The 14510-nt window shown below is 48.5% G+C and carries 17 protein-coding genes; all 17 read left to right on the top strand.

Features of this window, described 5'->3' with window-relative positions; translation table 11 throughout:
* Positions 1 to 441 precede the first annotated feature (441 nt).
* The 17 genes from ypeB to spoIVA all read left to right on the top strand — a co-directional run bounded on the left by ypeB (position 442) and on the right by spoIVA (position 14362).
* On the top strand, positions 442 to 1782 hold the full coding sequence (gene ypeB / locus M3650_RS23015; RefSeq protein ID WP_251578137.1) for a germination protein YpeB: 1341 nt from the start codon (positions 442 to 444) through the stop codon (positions 1780 to 1782).
* Positions 1783 to 1923: 141 nt separating this feature from the next.
* The gene (locus M3650_RS23010; protein ID WP_019419177.1) at positions 1924 to 2568 is read left to right on the top strand and encodes a flagellar brake protein; all 645 of its coding nucleotides are present in this window, start codon (positions 1924 to 1926) and stop codon (positions 2566 to 2568) included.
* A 68-nt stretch (positions 2569 to 2636) separates the two neighbouring features.
* The gene (locus M3650_RS23005) at positions 2637 to 2882 is read left to right on the top strand and encodes a hypothetical protein (RefSeq protein WP_251578135.1); all 246 of its coding nucleotides are present in this window, start codon (positions 2637 to 2639) and stop codon (positions 2880 to 2882) included.
* A 202-nt stretch (positions 2883 to 3084) separates the two neighbouring features.
* Entirely contained in the window at positions 3085 to 3774 is a 690-nt protein-coding gene (cmk, locus tag M3650_RS23000) for a (d)CMP kinase (RefSeq protein ID WP_483311783.1), read from the top strand.
* Positions 3775 to 3792: 18 nt separating this feature from the next.
* Positions 3793 to 4383, top strand: a complete 591-nt coding sequence (locus M3650_RS22995; protein ID WP_019419174.1) for a lysophospholipid acyltransferase family protein — start codon at positions 3793 to 3795, stop codon at positions 4381 to 4383.
* Between the two features lie 249 nt (positions 4384 to 4632).
* Positions 4633 to 5847 carry a 30S ribosomal protein S1 gene (gene rpsA / locus M3650_RS22990; protein ID WP_251578133.1) on the top strand — a complete coding sequence of 405 codons (1215 nt, stop codon included), beginning with the start codon at positions 4633 to 4635 and terminating at the stop codon, positions 5845 to 5847.
* Between the two features lie 98 nt (positions 5848 to 5945).
* Positions 5946 to 6551, top strand: coding sequence for a hypothetical protein (locus M3650_RS22985; RefSeq protein WP_251578131.1), 606 nt, complete (start codon positions 5946 to 5948; stop codon positions 6549 to 6551).
* A 126-nt stretch (positions 6552 to 6677) separates the two neighbouring features.
* Positions 6678 to 8000, top strand: a complete 1323-nt coding sequence (gene der, locus M3650_RS22980; RefSeq protein WP_019419171.1) for a ribosome biogenesis GTPase Der — start codon at positions 6678 to 6680, stop codon at positions 7998 to 8000.
* Between the two features lie 12 nt (positions 8001 to 8012).
* On the top strand, positions 8013 to 8627 hold the full coding sequence (plsY, locus tag M3650_RS22975) for a glycerol-3-phosphate 1-O-acyltransferase PlsY (RefSeq protein ID WP_251578128.1): 615 nt from the start codon (positions 8013 to 8015) through the stop codon (positions 8625 to 8627).
* On the top strand, positions 8617 to 9648 hold the full coding sequence (locus M3650_RS22970; RefSeq protein ID WP_233696514.1) for an NAD(P)H-dependent glycerol-3-phosphate dehydrogenase: 1032 nt from the start codon (positions 8617 to 8619) through the stop codon (positions 9646 to 9648). Before plsY ends, M3650_RS22970 begins: the two co-directional genes overlap by 11 nt.
* Positions 9649 to 9739: 91 nt before the next feature.
* Complete coding sequence (locus M3650_RS22965; RefSeq protein WP_019419168.1) at positions 9740 to 10018, top strand: stage VI sporulation protein F; 279 nt, start codon at positions 9740 to 9742, stop codon at positions 10016 to 10018.
* Between the two features lie 126 nt (positions 10019 to 10144).
* On the top strand, positions 10145 to 10324 hold the full coding sequence (locus M3650_RS22960; RefSeq protein ID WP_019419167.1) for a DUF2768 family protein: 180 nt from the start codon (positions 10145 to 10147) through the stop codon (positions 10322 to 10324).
* A 33-nt stretch (positions 10325 to 10357) separates the two neighbouring features.
* The gene (locus M3650_RS22955; protein ID WP_251578126.1) at positions 10358 to 10657 is read left to right on the top strand and encodes a 2Fe-2S iron-sulfur cluster-binding protein; all 300 of its coding nucleotides are present in this window, start codon (positions 10358 to 10360) and stop codon (positions 10655 to 10657) included.
* Between the two features lie 120 nt (positions 10658 to 10777).
* Positions 10778 to 11335, top strand: a complete 558-nt coding sequence (locus M3650_RS22950) for a nucleotidyltransferase family protein (RefSeq protein WP_251578124.1) — start codon at positions 10778 to 10780, stop codon at positions 11333 to 11335.
* Between the two features lie 44 nt (positions 11336 to 11379).
* Positions 11380 to 11736, top strand: a complete 357-nt coding sequence (locus M3650_RS22945) for a 2Fe-2S iron-sulfur cluster-binding protein (RefSeq protein ID WP_251578122.1) — start codon at positions 11380 to 11382, stop codon at positions 11734 to 11736.
* Between the two features lie 45 nt (positions 11737 to 11781).
* Positions 11782 to 12525, top strand: coding sequence for a hypothetical protein (locus tag M3650_RS22940; RefSeq protein ID WP_251578119.1), 744 nt, complete (start codon positions 11782 to 11784; stop codon positions 12523 to 12525).
* A 358-nt stretch (positions 12526 to 12883) separates the two neighbouring features.
* Positions 12884 to 14362: a stage IV sporulation protein A gene (spoIVA, locus tag M3650_RS22935; protein WP_019419162.1), complete on the top strand. Its 1479-nt coding sequence runs from the start codon at positions 12884 to 12886 to the stop codon at positions 14360 to 14362.
* Positions 14363 to 14510: the final 148 nt, after the last annotated feature.

Below are 14510 nucleotides of genomic sequence, written 5' to 3'. Positions count from 1 at the left end.
AGATTCGATGCCGAATATGCTCCCAGAAAATGCTACGAGAACAAAAGGGTCACTTTTCAGCACCGAGAAGGTTGCGTGAAGCCGAAGAAGGAAGGAACGGAGTGTAGGCAGGACTACATGAGTACCGAACTTCGAGGGTGAATGCAAGATTCGATGCCGAATATGCTCCCAGAAAATGCTACGAGAACAAAAGGGTCACTTTTCAGCACCGAGAAGGTTGCGTGAAGCCGAAGAAGGAAGGAACGGAGTGTAGGCAGGACTACATGAGTACCGTACTTCGAGGGTGAATGCAAGATTCGATGCCGAATATGCTCCTAGAAAAGCTTCGTGATCAAAAGTGAAAGAGCGTAACGTTTGGAAACCATGCATAAAGCTCCCGAATTTCCAGCAAACTATGGTCAGTATGTTATACAAGTTGCTGTGAAGGGAGACGTTTGTACGATGTATAAACGATTAAGTGCGGTGCTGTTTCCGATAGTTACGTTCTTTTTTATTGGAGCGATTGTATGGGGATATCAAGAGCATCAAGAGAAGAACTCCATCTTAATTAAAGCAGAGAACCAATACCAGCGGGCATTTCACGACTTGTCGTATCACGTCGACAAGCTGCATAGCGAGCTAGGTCAAACGTTGGCTGTCAACGCCAAGTCACAAGGCATGCATCGCAAAGGGCTAGTCAATGTGTGGCGCATAACAAGTCAAGCTCAGAACGAAATTAACCAACTCCCGCTTACACTGTTGCCGTTCAATAAGACGGAAGATTTCTTGTCACGTATTTCTAACTTTGCTTATCGCACGGCTGTTCGTGATTTAACGAAGCAGCCGCTATCTGACGATGAAGTGAAGACGATGAAGACACTGCAGCAGAATGCATCGCAAATCTCTAAAGATCTGCAAAGCGTGCAGGGAAAGGTTATTAAGAACAACCTTCGCTGGATGGACGTTGAGACTGCCATGGCCAGTGAGCAGAAAAAGATGGATAATACGATTATTGACGGGTTTAAAACTGTCGATAAAAAAGTGGGGCAATATCCTGAATTAAATTGGGGCCCGTCTGTTGCCAGCGTATACACGAAGCGTTCCGTTAAGATGCTCAAAGGACAGCCGCTCACGGTTGAACAGATCAAAACGAAAGCAGAAAAATTTTTGGAGCATAAGCCTAATGAGCCTATCCAAGTAAGAGTGAACGGAAAAGGGACGGAGTATGAATCGTATACTGCGTTTACGAACGTAAAAGGTGATGGCAGTTCTATTTCGTTGGACTATACGAAGCAAGGAATGCTGATGTCTTATATGGACACCCGTTCCGTGAAGGCAAAACGTATCTCGATAACTGAAGCCGAGCAAGCGGCAAAGAAATTTCTGAAGAAGAATGACTACCCTTCAATGGAAGTAGTCCGTTATAACGAATTCAATCATGTGGGCAGTTTGATGTTGGTCCCTATTATTGATGGAGTGTATGTATATCCTCAACAGGTAAGCGTGCGCGTCGCGCTCGATAACGGGGAAGTAACAGGACTTCAGGCGACAGATTACATCTATGAGCATAAAGACCGCACAGTAGGCAAGCCGAAGATAACGATGAAGGAAGCCCGTGCGATGCTGAATCCGGACATGCACATTCTGTTCGACCGTAAGTCCCTGATCAAAAATGATTTGGGGGAAGAAGTGCTGTGCTATGAATTTGGCGGTAAAATTAACGGTGGCGCCTACCGTGTTTATATTAATGCAGAGAATGGCATCGAAGAGCAAATTGAAGAAATGCCGATGTTAAAAAGTTAACTGATCGGAATATGAAGCTGTGTAGGTGCTATCCTCCACCTCATTCTTTTATGCGATGCATGAAGGAATCGGTTGGAGAAGGGGCACCTTTTTCTTTTGGACTCCTACAACCCATGCTATAATTGGCGTGGAGGGGAGCTCATGTTACCTAATATAAATGATATGATGTACATGCAATCGGTTCGCGCGCAAGCAGGCGACCCAACCTATAAATCCCGAGTTACGGAAATCGATGAAGAACATTTGTGGATTGAAATTCCTTTGTGTGAGCAAACGGGGAAATATGGAGTGTTCGCAGCAGGCGAAGAGCTGGATGTTTATTACTCGCAAGAGGATGGCATGAAGTGGCACTTTCGAACCCTTGTGACGGGAAGACGGCAGGACACGATTCGTATGTTGTCTATTCGGAAGCCGGAGCAGCATTGGCTTACCAGAATGCAGCGGCGCAATTATTTGCGTGTGCAGGCTAATCTGGAGACAGCCATCAGCACGATGGATGGCGTGAAATTTATTGCCTTGTCGGAAGATATTAGCGGAGGCGGGATGTCCTTCGTCACACATCCGAAATGGGGACTTCGAGAGACACAGCTGCTGCAATGCTGGATTGCTGTTTCATTTCGCAGCGGAGCAATTGAACATGTTCCGTTCACGGGGCAGATTGTTCGTATCCAGCCTATTCACGAGGAAAGAGTAGCGGTCATGGTAAAGTTCGAGCAAATCTCTGAAGTGGAACAACAGAAATTAATTCGTTACTGCTTTGAACGGCAGTTTGAACTGAGAAAGTGATACATACCGGCCGCATAATTTTTCCATCCTGACGATATACTACCACAATAAAATGTGGGGTGAGTATGATGAGAACAGTGTGGCCGCATCGCAGCAAGCATGTTCCTCAGGAGATGAAGGAGCATGAATTCGAAGATGAAAAACACCGGCTGTTGCTGTATTGGGACAACTGTGCCCGCTGGGTGACGCGCATATGTTTTTCGTTCGTCATCCTGGTCGTTGCCACCCAATGTTTGCTCTTGATTGGCGGATTTCGCCATTATTTATGTCCGGTGGAACGGTTGGAAGGAATTCTTTATAAGTACGTGTCCTAGGCATAATTAGTGACATCCAACCGAACCGCAACTCTTTTTTGAAACAGACTCGTTTTGCATCCCTTTTTTAAGTGTGGTATAATTTTCACGTCGCAGGCAATGCCTGCTTTTTTCTTGAATGAACGTTACTACTGTGGTTTCTATTTACAGTGCGTGTTCATAAAGATTCTTACAGGTATGACTAGGGAAGGAGTCAGTCCCGTTGACACAACAGTGTGAGACTACGACGCAACGAATGAATATCGCCATCGACGGGCCTGCAGGAGCTGGAAAGAGTACGGTTGCCCGCCTCGTCGCTCGTGAGCTAGGATATGTTTATATTGATACGGGCGCCATGTATCGTGCCGTATCATTACATATGACACGGGTATGCATACGTCCGGATGAGACGGATGCGCTTTCGGAAGAGATGAAGTGCTTGAGAATTGAACTGCGGCCGGAAGCGGAACGTCAATTCGTCTTTCTGAATGGAGAAGACGTGACGGATGCGATACGAACGTCTGAAATGAGCCGCTTGGCTTCATTATACGCGCAAGTCGGAGTCGTACGAGAACTACTGGTTGAAATGCAGCGTCAAATGGCAAAGCGCAAAGGGGTGGTCATGGACGGCCGTGATATCGGTACACATGTGCTTCCTGATGCGGAAATGAAGTGGTTCATAACCGCTTCCGTAGAAGAACGGGCTCGCCGGCGATACGAGGAATGGAAAGACAAGGAGAATGCTTCGCTGGAGCATTTCATCCAGGAAATCGCCGACCGTGACCGACAAGACGAGACGCGTGAAGTTTCCCCGTTAAAGCAAGCGGAAGATGCCGTTCTGCTGGATACGACGGGAATGACAATCGCCGATGTCGTGCGCGTCATCGTAGATCGCGCGATCATACGAAAGTGATGGTGAACCGTAGCTACTATGTTCTATACGTTTTGCAGAGCGCTGCTTCGATTCTTCTACCGGATTCTGTTCCGATTTGAAGCGAAAAACAAACATTATGTGCCTAAAGAGGGCGGGGTCGTCTTGTGCTCCAACCATATCAGCTTATTGGATCCCCCGGCTATTGGAATACTGCTCGATCGGCGCATCCGATTCATGGCCAAAGCGGAACTGTTCAAAGTTCCAGTATTCGGCCCGGCAATAGACGCGTTGGGAGCGTTTCCCGTTAAACGCGGCGGAGTAAGCAAAGAAACGATCCGCACGGCATTCCAATTGCTGAACGACGGCGAGATTATGGGAATATTCCCGGAAGGCACCCGTAACACAGACGGAGCGGTTGCTGCGAAGAAGGGCGCTGCGATGATAGCGTTGCGAAGCAGAGCTACCATTGTGCCTGTGGCCGTTATCGGCAACTACAAACTATTTCGCAAGACTAGAGTGTGTTACGGTCCGCCAATCGATATGTCAGATCTGCTGGCAGAGAAGGGAAGCGACGTGCTCGAGAGAGCAACGGAACGCATTATGGAGCATATCCAACGTATCATTAAGGAAGAAACTGCTTCTTCATGATACAGCGCATGCATGTTTTTCTCATTAGGAAAGATACTACAGGTATTATTTACAGGTTATACCCTTAATTTCGTTACGACATCTGAATTTCTATACGGATATCCTTATGGAACGTTAGAGTTCAGGTTCGCATAATAGCATCCACTTATCGAGGTCTTTATCTTTTTGAAGAGACATAGATAAGAGTTCCTTATGATTCCTGCATAGCAGGTTTCAATAAATGGGGTTTCAATCGAGGAGGTATTTCACATGTCTGAAGAAACAAAAGTGAATGAAACGGCCGAAACGGCTAACCAAGAAGCGATGGAGAACATCGTAACCTTGAAAAAAGGTGACACCGTCAAAGGCGCGATTGTCAAAATCGATGACAACCAAGCATTTGTAAGCATTGGATATAAATATGACGGTGTAATTCCTATCCGCGAGCTGTCTGCCGTATCCGTTGACAAAGCTTCGGATGCTGTTGAGGTAGGCCAAGAAGTGGAATGTAAAGTAGTAAGCATCGATGATGAGAAAGAACGTCTCGTGCTTTCGAAACGTCAAGTCGACGGTGAACAATCCTGGGACTTGATGCAGCAGCGCTTCGACAATCAAGAGGTGTTCGAAGTAACGGTTGCAGACGTAGTGAAAGGCGGCATCGTCGCAGATGTAGGCGTGCGCGCATTTATTCCTGCCTCCATGGTAGAACGTCATTTTGTTGAAGATTTCAGCGACTACAAAGGTCGTACGCTGCGCGTGAAAGTAAAAGAAATCGATCGCGAAAACAACAAACTTATTCTTTCTCAAAAAGATGTATTGGAAGAAGAGTTCGAAGCGAACAAACTACGCGTGATGGCGAACCTTCAAGAAGGTCAGGAATTGGAAGGTACCGTGCAACGCTTGACACAATTCGGCGCATTTGTTGACGTAGGCGGCGTGGACGGATTGGTACACGTATCCGAAATCGCATGGCAGCATGTCGATAAACCATCCGATGTTGTACAAGAAGGCCAACAAGTGAGAGTAAAAGTATTGAAAGTTGACCCTGCCAACGGCAAGATTAGTCTGAGCATCAAAGCGACTCAACCGGGGCCTTGGGAGCAAGCTGCTGATAAGATCAAGACAGGCGACATCATCAGCGGTGAAGTGAAACGTCTCGTTGATTTCGGTGCGTTCGTTGAAGTGACGCCTGGCGTGGAAGGTCTGGTTCATATTTCCCAAATCGCTCACCGTCATATTGCGACTCCGTTCGAAGTATTGAAGCAAGGTCAGACGGTGCAAGTGAAGGTGTTGGACTTCAATCCTGCAGAGAAACGCGTTAGCTTGAGCATTAAAGAAACGGAAGAAGCTCCAGCTCAAGCTCCGAAGCCAGAGAAGAGAATCAAGGAAGAACTGAACAACCCGAACGTATCTCTCAACAACCAAGCAATGAGCGTGACATTAGGCGAACGCTTTGGCGACATGCTGAACAAATTTAAAAAATAAGTTGAATTCATTATTTTTCGGCGGACTCATTGCGAGTCCGCCGATTATTTTTATACCTCCCTCCAAATAATACGAAGAAACGTTAGGGAGATGGAAGCTTGACACCTGGGATACTGTCTTTTATTGTATGGATCTGCTTCTTCATCTTAATGGCGAGCGGCTGGCGAACCGTTGTGCTGAGACACGTATCGTGGCGCTGGATTATCTGTATCGGGGTGTCTTGGATATTGCTGAACCGATTCACCGTTACGATAGCTGCAGCAGGCAAAGTAAATGCAGCATGGTTGTTATGGTGCCTTGTCGCAGTGCTGCTCCTGTTGGATCAGTTCATTAGGCTGCGCGGCTTTACTTTATTAGGTCACATCGGATTGGTTGCTGCCGCTTGGTTGTGGCTAGAGCTGTTAAAATGGTCATCCATCAGCTTGCTCCGACAATTCAGCAAGGAATGGATCATCGCGGCGATTATCGGCTTGATGGTTCTATCTGCATCCAGACGGTGGACGTATCAATGGATCGTGCTTACACTCGGACTGGCTTGCGGAGATTTATTTATTAAAGCGAAAAGCGGAGCGTCGTCTGAGCTTGGGAGTGCGGGGCTGCAGGATGTATGGTGGGTGTCCTTTTTGACCGTTCGAATGGTTACAGCTGCAATGCAATGGATAAAGGGCAGATGGAGAGGCACAAAATGGAAGCAGGCAGATTGAAGGTGAGCGTTCTGGAATGTGCGCTGATAAATGGAGAGTGCTCCTGCAAATTGGTTAGCCAAGGGGCCAATTTTTTGATATGATGATGTACGTGTATATGTTGCAAAAGATGAAGGAGTGAACTGCATGGCAAAACCCGTTGTTGCCATCGTCGGGCGGCCGAATGTCGGCAAGTCCACCATTTTTAACCGAATTATCGGCGACCGATTGGCCATTGTAGAGGACAAGCCTGGCGTGACACGCGACCGTATCTACGGGACGGGCGAATGGAACGGGAAGCCGTTCAGCATTATTGACACGGGCGGAATCGAGGTATACGGAGAAGATGAGATGCTCCGTTCAATCCGGGTTCAAGCCGAACTCGCGATTGAGGAATCTGACGTCATCGTGTTCATGTGTGATGCCAAGACCGGTGTGACCCAAGCCGATGAAGAAGTGGCGCAAATGTTGTTCCGATCCGGCAAGCCGGTTATCGTTGCGGTGAATAAAGTGGATAATTTGAATCGCATGGACGATATTTATGAGTTTTATAGCTTAGGCTTCGGTGATCCGATTCCGATCTCGGGTTCACATGGTACCGGATTGGGGGATTTATTAGATGAGGTTGTTGAGAAATTTCCGGATCTAACCGATGAGGAATATGATGATGATGTCATTAAGGTAGCTCTTATCGGGCGGCCTAACGTAGGCAAGTCATCGCTTGTCAATGCCATTCTAGGTGAAGAACGCGTTATCGTGAGCGACGTGGCTGGTACGACCAGGGATGCGATTGACACCCCGTTTGAGAAGGACGGACAGAGGTTCGTTATTATCGATACGGCTGGAATGCGGAAACGCGGAAAGGTCTATGAGACGACTGAAAAATACAGCGTAATGCGTTCTCTGAAGGCGATTGAACGTGCTGACGTCGTACTGGTAATCATCAACGGCGAGGAAGGGATTATCGAACAAGACAAACATATCGCAGGCTATGCTCATGAAGCGGGCAAGGCCGTGTTGTTTGTCGTCAATAAGTGGGATATCGTGTCGAAAGATGATAAAACGATGCATCAATTCGAACAAAAGATTCGCGATCATTTCCTGTTTATGACATACGCTCCAATCGTGTTCTTATCCGCAAAGACGAAGCAGCGATTACATAAACTGCTCCCGGTTATCGAACATGTCGCGCAGCAGCATGCAAAGCGCATTCCGACGCACCTCCTGAACGATGTCGTATCGGATGCGGTTGCTTACAACCCGCCTCCAACGGATAAGGGACGACGCCTGCGCATTAATTATGCGACGCAGGTTGCGGTGAAGCCGCCGACGATCGTGATCTTCGTCAATGATCCGGAGCTAATGCATTTCTCCTATGAGCGTTATTTGGATAATCGCATCCGTGCTTCGTTTGACTTTGAAGGCACACCGATCCGGTTATTCACACGCCGGAAATCCGATGAAGGTTAGGGGCGAGCTGAGGTGACCTTGTCTATAATTGCGATCGTAGTCAGTTATTTGCTCGGCTCAGTCAGCTTCAGTTTGCTCATAGGGAAATGGCTGCGGGGTATCGATATTCGCCAGCATGGAAGCGGCAATGCCGGAGCGACCAATACGTTGCGGGTGCTGGGGAAGGGTCCTGCAATTGGCGTATTATTGTTAGATGCAGTCAAAGGGATTATCGCCGTTCTAATTGGACGTTGGCTTGGAGATGATTCATGGGCGATGGTGCTGTGTGGAATTGCTGCCATCGCTGGTCATAACTGGCCGATATATTTCCGGTTCCGCGGCGGAAAGGGGATTGCAACGACGATCGGCGTGTTGGCGATTTTGGCGTTCTGGCCAGCGCTCTGCGCCGGTGTTCTTGCGATCGCCTCGATTGTATGGAAGCGTTATGTGTCTCTAGGTTCTTTGATTTTTACGACGATGACCCCGGTATTCTTGTTGCTATTCCGTTATGATTGGAGTATATTCTGGGGCAGCTTGCTGTTGTGCGCGTTTGCGTTCTATCGTCATCGCGGCAACATTGTCAAGCTGGTGAAAGGGACGGAGAACCGTTTAGGCTCGAAAAAAGGAGGAATGCCACGTGTCCGTTAAGGTCGCGGTGTTCGTCGCGGGAAGTTGGGGAACTGCGCTCAGCGAGGTATTGGCTCAGAACGGATGCAACGTCTCGCTATGGACCCGGAATGAACGCCAGGCGGAAGAAATAAATACGAAGCATAGCAATCATAAATATTTGCCGGACGTTACGTTGCACCCTGACCTTCATGCGACATGCTCCATGGAAGAAGCGATGGAGGGTGCGGAAGCTTGCCTCATCGTGGCGCCGTCGGCTGCAATGCGTCAAGTGACGCGGCAGATGAAACCTTACTTTACGGATAAGATGATAATCGTACATGCAACGAAGGGATTCGAGACCGAAACGTTAAAGCGTATGTCTGAAGTGATTGCCGAAGAGTTGGAATGCGGGGAAGACCGTATTGCCGTATTATCCGGACCAAGTCATGCGGAAGAAGTCGTCAGACAATGCCCGACTACGGTAGTTGTAGCATCCACTTCGACGGAGACGGGAGAAAAAGCGCAGGATCTGTTCATGAACGAATCGTTTTTCCGCGTGTATACGAATCAGGACGTTATTGGAGTTGAGCTGGCCGGCTCGCTTAAGAACATTATCGCGCTAGGGGCCGGATTGTCAGACGGCATCGGATACGGCGACAACGCGAAAGCGGCCCTCATCACGAGAGGACTTGCGGAGATTGCCCGGCTCGGCGTCGTGATGGGCGCGAACGCGCTGACGTTTGCCGGTCTTGCCGGTGTTGGCGATCTGGTCGTTACGTGTACGAGTCAGCACAGCCGGAACTGGCGTGCCGGCTCGCTTATCGGCCAAGGGCATGCTGTGGATGAGGTGCTGTCGCAGATGGGAATGGTCGTAGAAGGTATTCGGACCACGAAAGCCGCCTATTTGCTCGCGCGGCAGTATGATGTCCAATTGCCAATTACTGAGCAATTGCACCGCGTCTTATTTGATGGCAAAGAACCGAAGAAAGCAGTCGAACATTTAATGGGCCGCGTTCGCAAAAATGAAATCGAAGAAGTTGCGAAATCGTCGTGGTCATAATGCGATATCGTTAGGATATTTGTCGGTACTTTTTCACCTTTGAACGGGACTTATCATACACTGTATGAAGTCTGACCCGAGGAGGGACAAAATGCCGAACAATAAATTTTCTAAGGACGCATTGAACGCGATTAATAAGAAGACCGGCAAACATATTACCGAAAATCAAATAAAAAAGATTGCCGGCGGGGTGAAGCCGAGTACGATGCAAAGTGAAGCCCAACTGCGGCAGTTGATTAAACAAGTCGCTTCAATGGCCAAACTGCCTGTAACGGAAGCTACGATAAATGAGATTGTGAGCACCGTCAAGCGAAGCGGTACGAACCCAAGCAACTTGGAAGGCATCATGAAGCTGATCATGAAGAAATAAGCTTCATTCCTATGTTTTTCGATCGAGATAGACGACACGTTAGCGATAAGCTAACGTGTCGTCTTTTGTTCTTTTAAGACGGATGGTATAATGAGAGCAGTTTGCGCGGATGGGAGAATCGGGAAAATGGACAGTATGACTAAGATGTGGGTATCCTTTATCGGAATTGGCCTCATGGCTTTTTCCGCATTTCTGATTATGTTTGCCAGGCATAAGACGAAAGGATGGATTCGTGGTATCCTTTCTTTTATCGCTTTCATCATGCTGTTAGCGGGAATGCTGTATGGAATTATATCGATAGTGTAATACATAAAACATTGGCGGAAGGAGTGACTTTTGATGGCGGATATTACATTAACAGCACGAACAGGGGAAGCAACCGTCACGGTCCCGCTCGGTACTACGCTTTTGGATGCGGCCGTTCAGGCGGACGTGGGTTGGAATTATGCATGCACGCGCGGCACGTGTGCACGCTGCCGCTGTGTAGTTGAGGAAGGACACGAGCATTTATCCGAAGTGACGGATGCCGAATGGGATCGCATGGAAGAAGAAGAATTTGCAGAAGGATATCGACTTGCATGTCAAGCGGTTATTGAGACGGATGGAGTCATTCGCGCCGCCCACAAGCCTTATTTTTAGTACAACTTTTGAACACGGACCTTGTTGACATCTATAGATTATTCGAAACGGAATGGGGTAGTTCTGATGAAACCTTCATTGTCCGTACCTCTTGTGCAGACGATTAAGCATTTTTCAAACATGGCGAGACGTGAAAACCTATGCTGGATGCTGGGTGGGAGCTGCGGCTTGGCGTTGCATGGCGTTCAGCTGGAAGGTGTTCCGCGCGATGTCGATATTTATGCGGACGGACAAGACGGGCTCCAATTGCAGCAGTTGTGGAAAGCATATGCGGTAGATGAACCGGAGTGGAATGAGACGGAGAGATACCGCTCTTTGCTGAGTCATTATGAGTACAAAGGCGTATCCATCGAGCTTGTCGGTGATTTCGTTGTATCAACGCCACTCGGACAATATGTCACTGGCATTCGAGGCTTGTTGTGGAACTATGGCTTGGAAGTGCAGCTAGGTCATACTTTCGTACATGTCATGCCGCTGGCTCATGAGCTTGTCTTCAACGTGCTGCGTGAACGTAAAGACCGTGTGCAGTCTATTGTCAGTGTAATGAATCAATCGCCCCAGCTTCATGTGGATTCGATGAGAATGGTGTGGGCCCAATGTTCAGATCATGCCCAACTATCAGAAGCTCTTGCCGAACTGTGCCCAGACATCATGAACCATATTTTTACTTCTCACTAGCAAATCATACATCGATTTCACAATATGAAAGGATGGCTGCATCTGTGGGAACGCGAGTTCGCTTTGAACCCCAAGGCATTGAGATAGAGATGAAGCACGCCGTGTCGCTGCTTGATGCGGCCAGAAGGGCCGGGGTTCCGGTTCGTACGCGCTGTGACGGCAAAGCGGGATGCTTGATGTGCAAGGTCGACGTAGAGGGCGATGAACGCTTGTTAACTCCGCCCAGTCAACCTGAAATGCGGAAGCTTGGAGTCGACTCTACCCAAGGGCTGCGTCTCGCCTGTCAGGTGCGAGTCTCAGGCCAGGAGGGCGCGATTACGGTCACAGTACCTGAAGATCCACTTAAAGCGCTGGTTCGCCGCCAGTTAGCGGAGCAACAAAATGATGATTCATTGTGGTAGTTGGACATGAAAATATCGTCGTTATCGAAGTCAGGAGGAATGTGAGTGAGCCGGAACAGACGGATTGCGCTACTCGTTGTCACTTCACTCATCAGCATGCTGCTGCAGGGGTGTCTGTATCCGAATGAGCTGCGCAAAGAGAATCAGCAATCCGCCCGGGAAGGAATCCTTCTCGTTCAAAATGCAGTGGATGAATATCAAAAGCAGACACAGCTTCTGCCCATGATAACGAGTGACATGAGTGTACCCCGCTATGAGAAGTACCGTATCGATTTTGAACGGTTGAAGCGGCGAGGGGTGCTGGGCTCCACTCCTAGCAATGCCTTCGAAGCAGGCGGCACGGGCACTTATTTAATTATCGATGAGGAAACAGAGCCTAAGGTGCGTATTATGGATTTGCTCACGGCGCAGCGGGTCAATGATTTGACTCGTGCCGTTGATTCTTATAAGCGCAAGCAAGGAAGCCTTCCGACGACAGAGGAAGTGTATCCAGGATTCTACAGCATAGACGAGGCGGCGGTTGGAGTCCGTCCGAATGAAGTGCTGAGCCCATTCAACGGACAGCCGCTTTCGTTCATGATGGATATGGAAGGCACAGTGTATGCAGATTACGCGCCAGACATCATGCAGCTGGTGGAGAAGTTGGAGAAGCGTCCGACAGGAAATGAGAAAGATTTGCGGCCTCTGCTTGTCGAGTCTTCCTTCTATGTGCCGGTGAAGTCGGTTTCATACATATGGAAGGACAACGCGCCGTGGCCGCAGGTCGCAACTGCGCCAGAATCGGATTAATCTCGAATCATAATGGCAGTAAAGATCAATCGGATCTTTTCCGATTGATTTTTTTTTATTCTGCATACTTTTCTATTAATATCATATATCTGATTTGGAAGGCATGCGTTCGTTATGCGAATAAAAATGTTAGTGACATGGGTCATATTTCTGCCTACTTTCAAATAAGATGTTACTAGTCCAAAAGCATGTACGAGTTGCGTCGGAAAAAATGCCCTTGTACGACGTGAAATCTCGGCGGCGAACACTGGCGACAACGGCAACAGCTCAATCCTAGCAACGGTGCCAATCGTTTCTGAAGGGCGAGAGGCAGACGTTGCCTCTAGGTCCGTCGGAAAATTTTGAGGAGGGGATATCATTGGAAAAAGTGGACATTTTTAAGGACATTGCCGAGCGTACCGGTGGGGATATTTACCTCGGGGTCGTCGGTGCGGTCCGCACGGGGAAATCGACTTTTATTAAACGATTTATGGAAACGGTCGTGCTGCCAAACATCGCGAGCGAATCGGACCGAGCCCGCGCGGTAGACGAACTGCCCCAAAGTGCAGCAGGAAAAACTATCATGACAACGGAACCGAAATTCGTCCCGAATAATGCTGTGCAAATTAAAGTCGCAGAAGGTCTGGAGGTAAACGTTCGCCTCGTCGATTGCGTCGGATATGCAGTAGAAGGCGCCAAAGGCTACGAGGATGAGAATGGACCGCGGATGATTAGCACGCCATGGTTCGAGGAGCCAATTCCATTCCAAGAGGCGGCGGAAATCGGCACACGCAAGGTGATTCAAGAGCATTCCACGCTCGGTGTTGTCGTAACGACAGATGGAACGATTGCAGAAATACCGCGCAGCTCCTATGTCGACTCCGAAGAGCGAGTCATCAATGAGTTGAAAGAGGTCGGCAAGCCATTCGTGTTAATTATTAACTCGACGCGGCCCCGAAGCGAGGAGACGTTGGAGCTCCGGAATGAACTGCATGAGAAATATGATATTCCGGTTATACCGCTTAGCGTAGCTACGATGGGCGAAGACGACGTCATGGGCGTTCTGCGCGAAGTATTATATGAGTTCCCGGTTCATGAAGTCAACGTCAACTTGCCGAGCTGGGTGATGGTGCTGAATGACAGTCATTGGCTGCGCACCAGCTATGAATCGTCAGTACGGGACACAGTGAAGGACATTCGTCGTTTGCGCGATGTCGATCGTGTCGTGCAACAGTTCATGGAATATGATTTTATTGCTAGGGCCGGGCTAAGCGGGATGGATATGGGCCAGGGTGTCGCAGAGATTGATTTGTACGCGCCGGACGAATTATATGACCAAATCCTGATGGAAGTGGTTGGAGTGGAGATTCGAGGCAAGGATCATCTGCTCCAGTTAATGCAGGAGTTTTCACACGCGAAGCGGGAGTACGACCGATTTGCAGATGCGCTTGAAATGGTCAAGACAACAGGCTATGGCATAGCTGCCCCAACATTGACGGAAATGGCTCTCGACGAGCCAGAGCTTATCCGGCAAGGATCACGCTTTGGCCTTCGCTTGAAAGCAACCGCTCCGTCCATTCATATGATTCGCGTCGATGTCGAGTCTGAATTCGCGCCAATCATCGGCACGGAGAAGCAGAGTGAGGAGCTTATGCGTTATCTCATGCAGGACTTCGAGAACGATCCGACCAAGATTTGGAATTCGGACATTTTCGGAAGATCGCTGCATTCCATCGTCAGAGAAGGCATCCAAGGCAAGATTGCCATGATGCCGGATAATGCAAGATACAAGCTGCAAGAGACGCTCGGACGAATCATTAATGAAGGCTCCGGCGGATTGATTGCGATTATATTGTAAGTGGAAAAAAGCTCAGGCGACAGGATTTCTTCCAGCAGGAAGAAGTTCTCGCTTGAGCTTTTTTTAACAACTTCTCATAAACCAATTTACAGACTCGGAATTAACTATTATATTTATGGATAACGAATCCACGGAAAAAAGTGGATGT

Origin of the sequence: Paenibacillus sp. MER TA 81-3 (assembly GCF_023713585.1) — a bacterium.
Classification (GTDB): domain Bacteria; phylum Bacillota; class Bacilli; order Paenibacillales; family Paenibacillaceae; genus Paenibacillus_B; species Paenibacillus_B profundus.
This window is presented reverse-complemented; position numbering and strand designations above follow the sequence as displayed.

Excerpts from the sequence above, each read along its gene's own strand:
- ypeB (WP_251578137.1), top strand. The coding sequence starts at position 442 with ATGTATAAACGATTAAGTGCGGTGCTGTTTCCGATAGTTACGTTCTTT.
- M3650_RS23010 (WP_019419177.1), top strand. The coding sequence starts at position 1,924 with ATGTTACCTAATATAAATGATATGATGTACATGCAATCGGTTCGCGCG.
- M3650_RS23005 (WP_251578135.1), top strand. The coding sequence starts at position 2,637 with ATGAGAACAGTGTGGCCGCATCGCAGCAAGCATGTTCCTCAGGAGATG.
- M3650_RS22995 (WP_019419174.1), top strand. The coding sequence starts at position 3,793 with ATGTTCTATACGTTTTGCAGAGCGCTGCTTCGATTCTTCTACCGGATT.
- rpsA (WP_251578133.1), top strand. The coding sequence starts at position 4,633 with ATGTCTGAAGAAACAAAAGTGAATGAAACGGCCGAAACGGCTAACCAA.
- der (WP_019419171.1), top strand. The coding sequence starts at position 6,678 with ATGGCAAAACCCGTTGTTGCCATCGTCGGGCGGCCGAATGTCGGCAAG.
- M3650_RS22965 (WP_019419168.1), top strand. The coding sequence starts at position 9,740 with ATGCCGAACAATAAATTTTCTAAGGACGCATTGAACGCGATTAATAAG.
- M3650_RS22960 (WP_019419167.1), top strand. The coding sequence starts at position 10,145 with ATGGACAGTATGACTAAGATGTGGGTATCCTTTATCGGAATTGGCCTC.
- M3650_RS22955 (WP_251578126.1), top strand. The coding sequence starts at position 10,358 with ATGGCGGATATTACATTAACAGCACGAACAGGGGAAGCAACCGTCACG.
- M3650_RS22950 (WP_251578124.1), top strand. The coding sequence starts at position 10,778 with ATGGCGAGACGTGAAAACCTATGCTGGATGCTGGGTGGGAGCTGCGGC.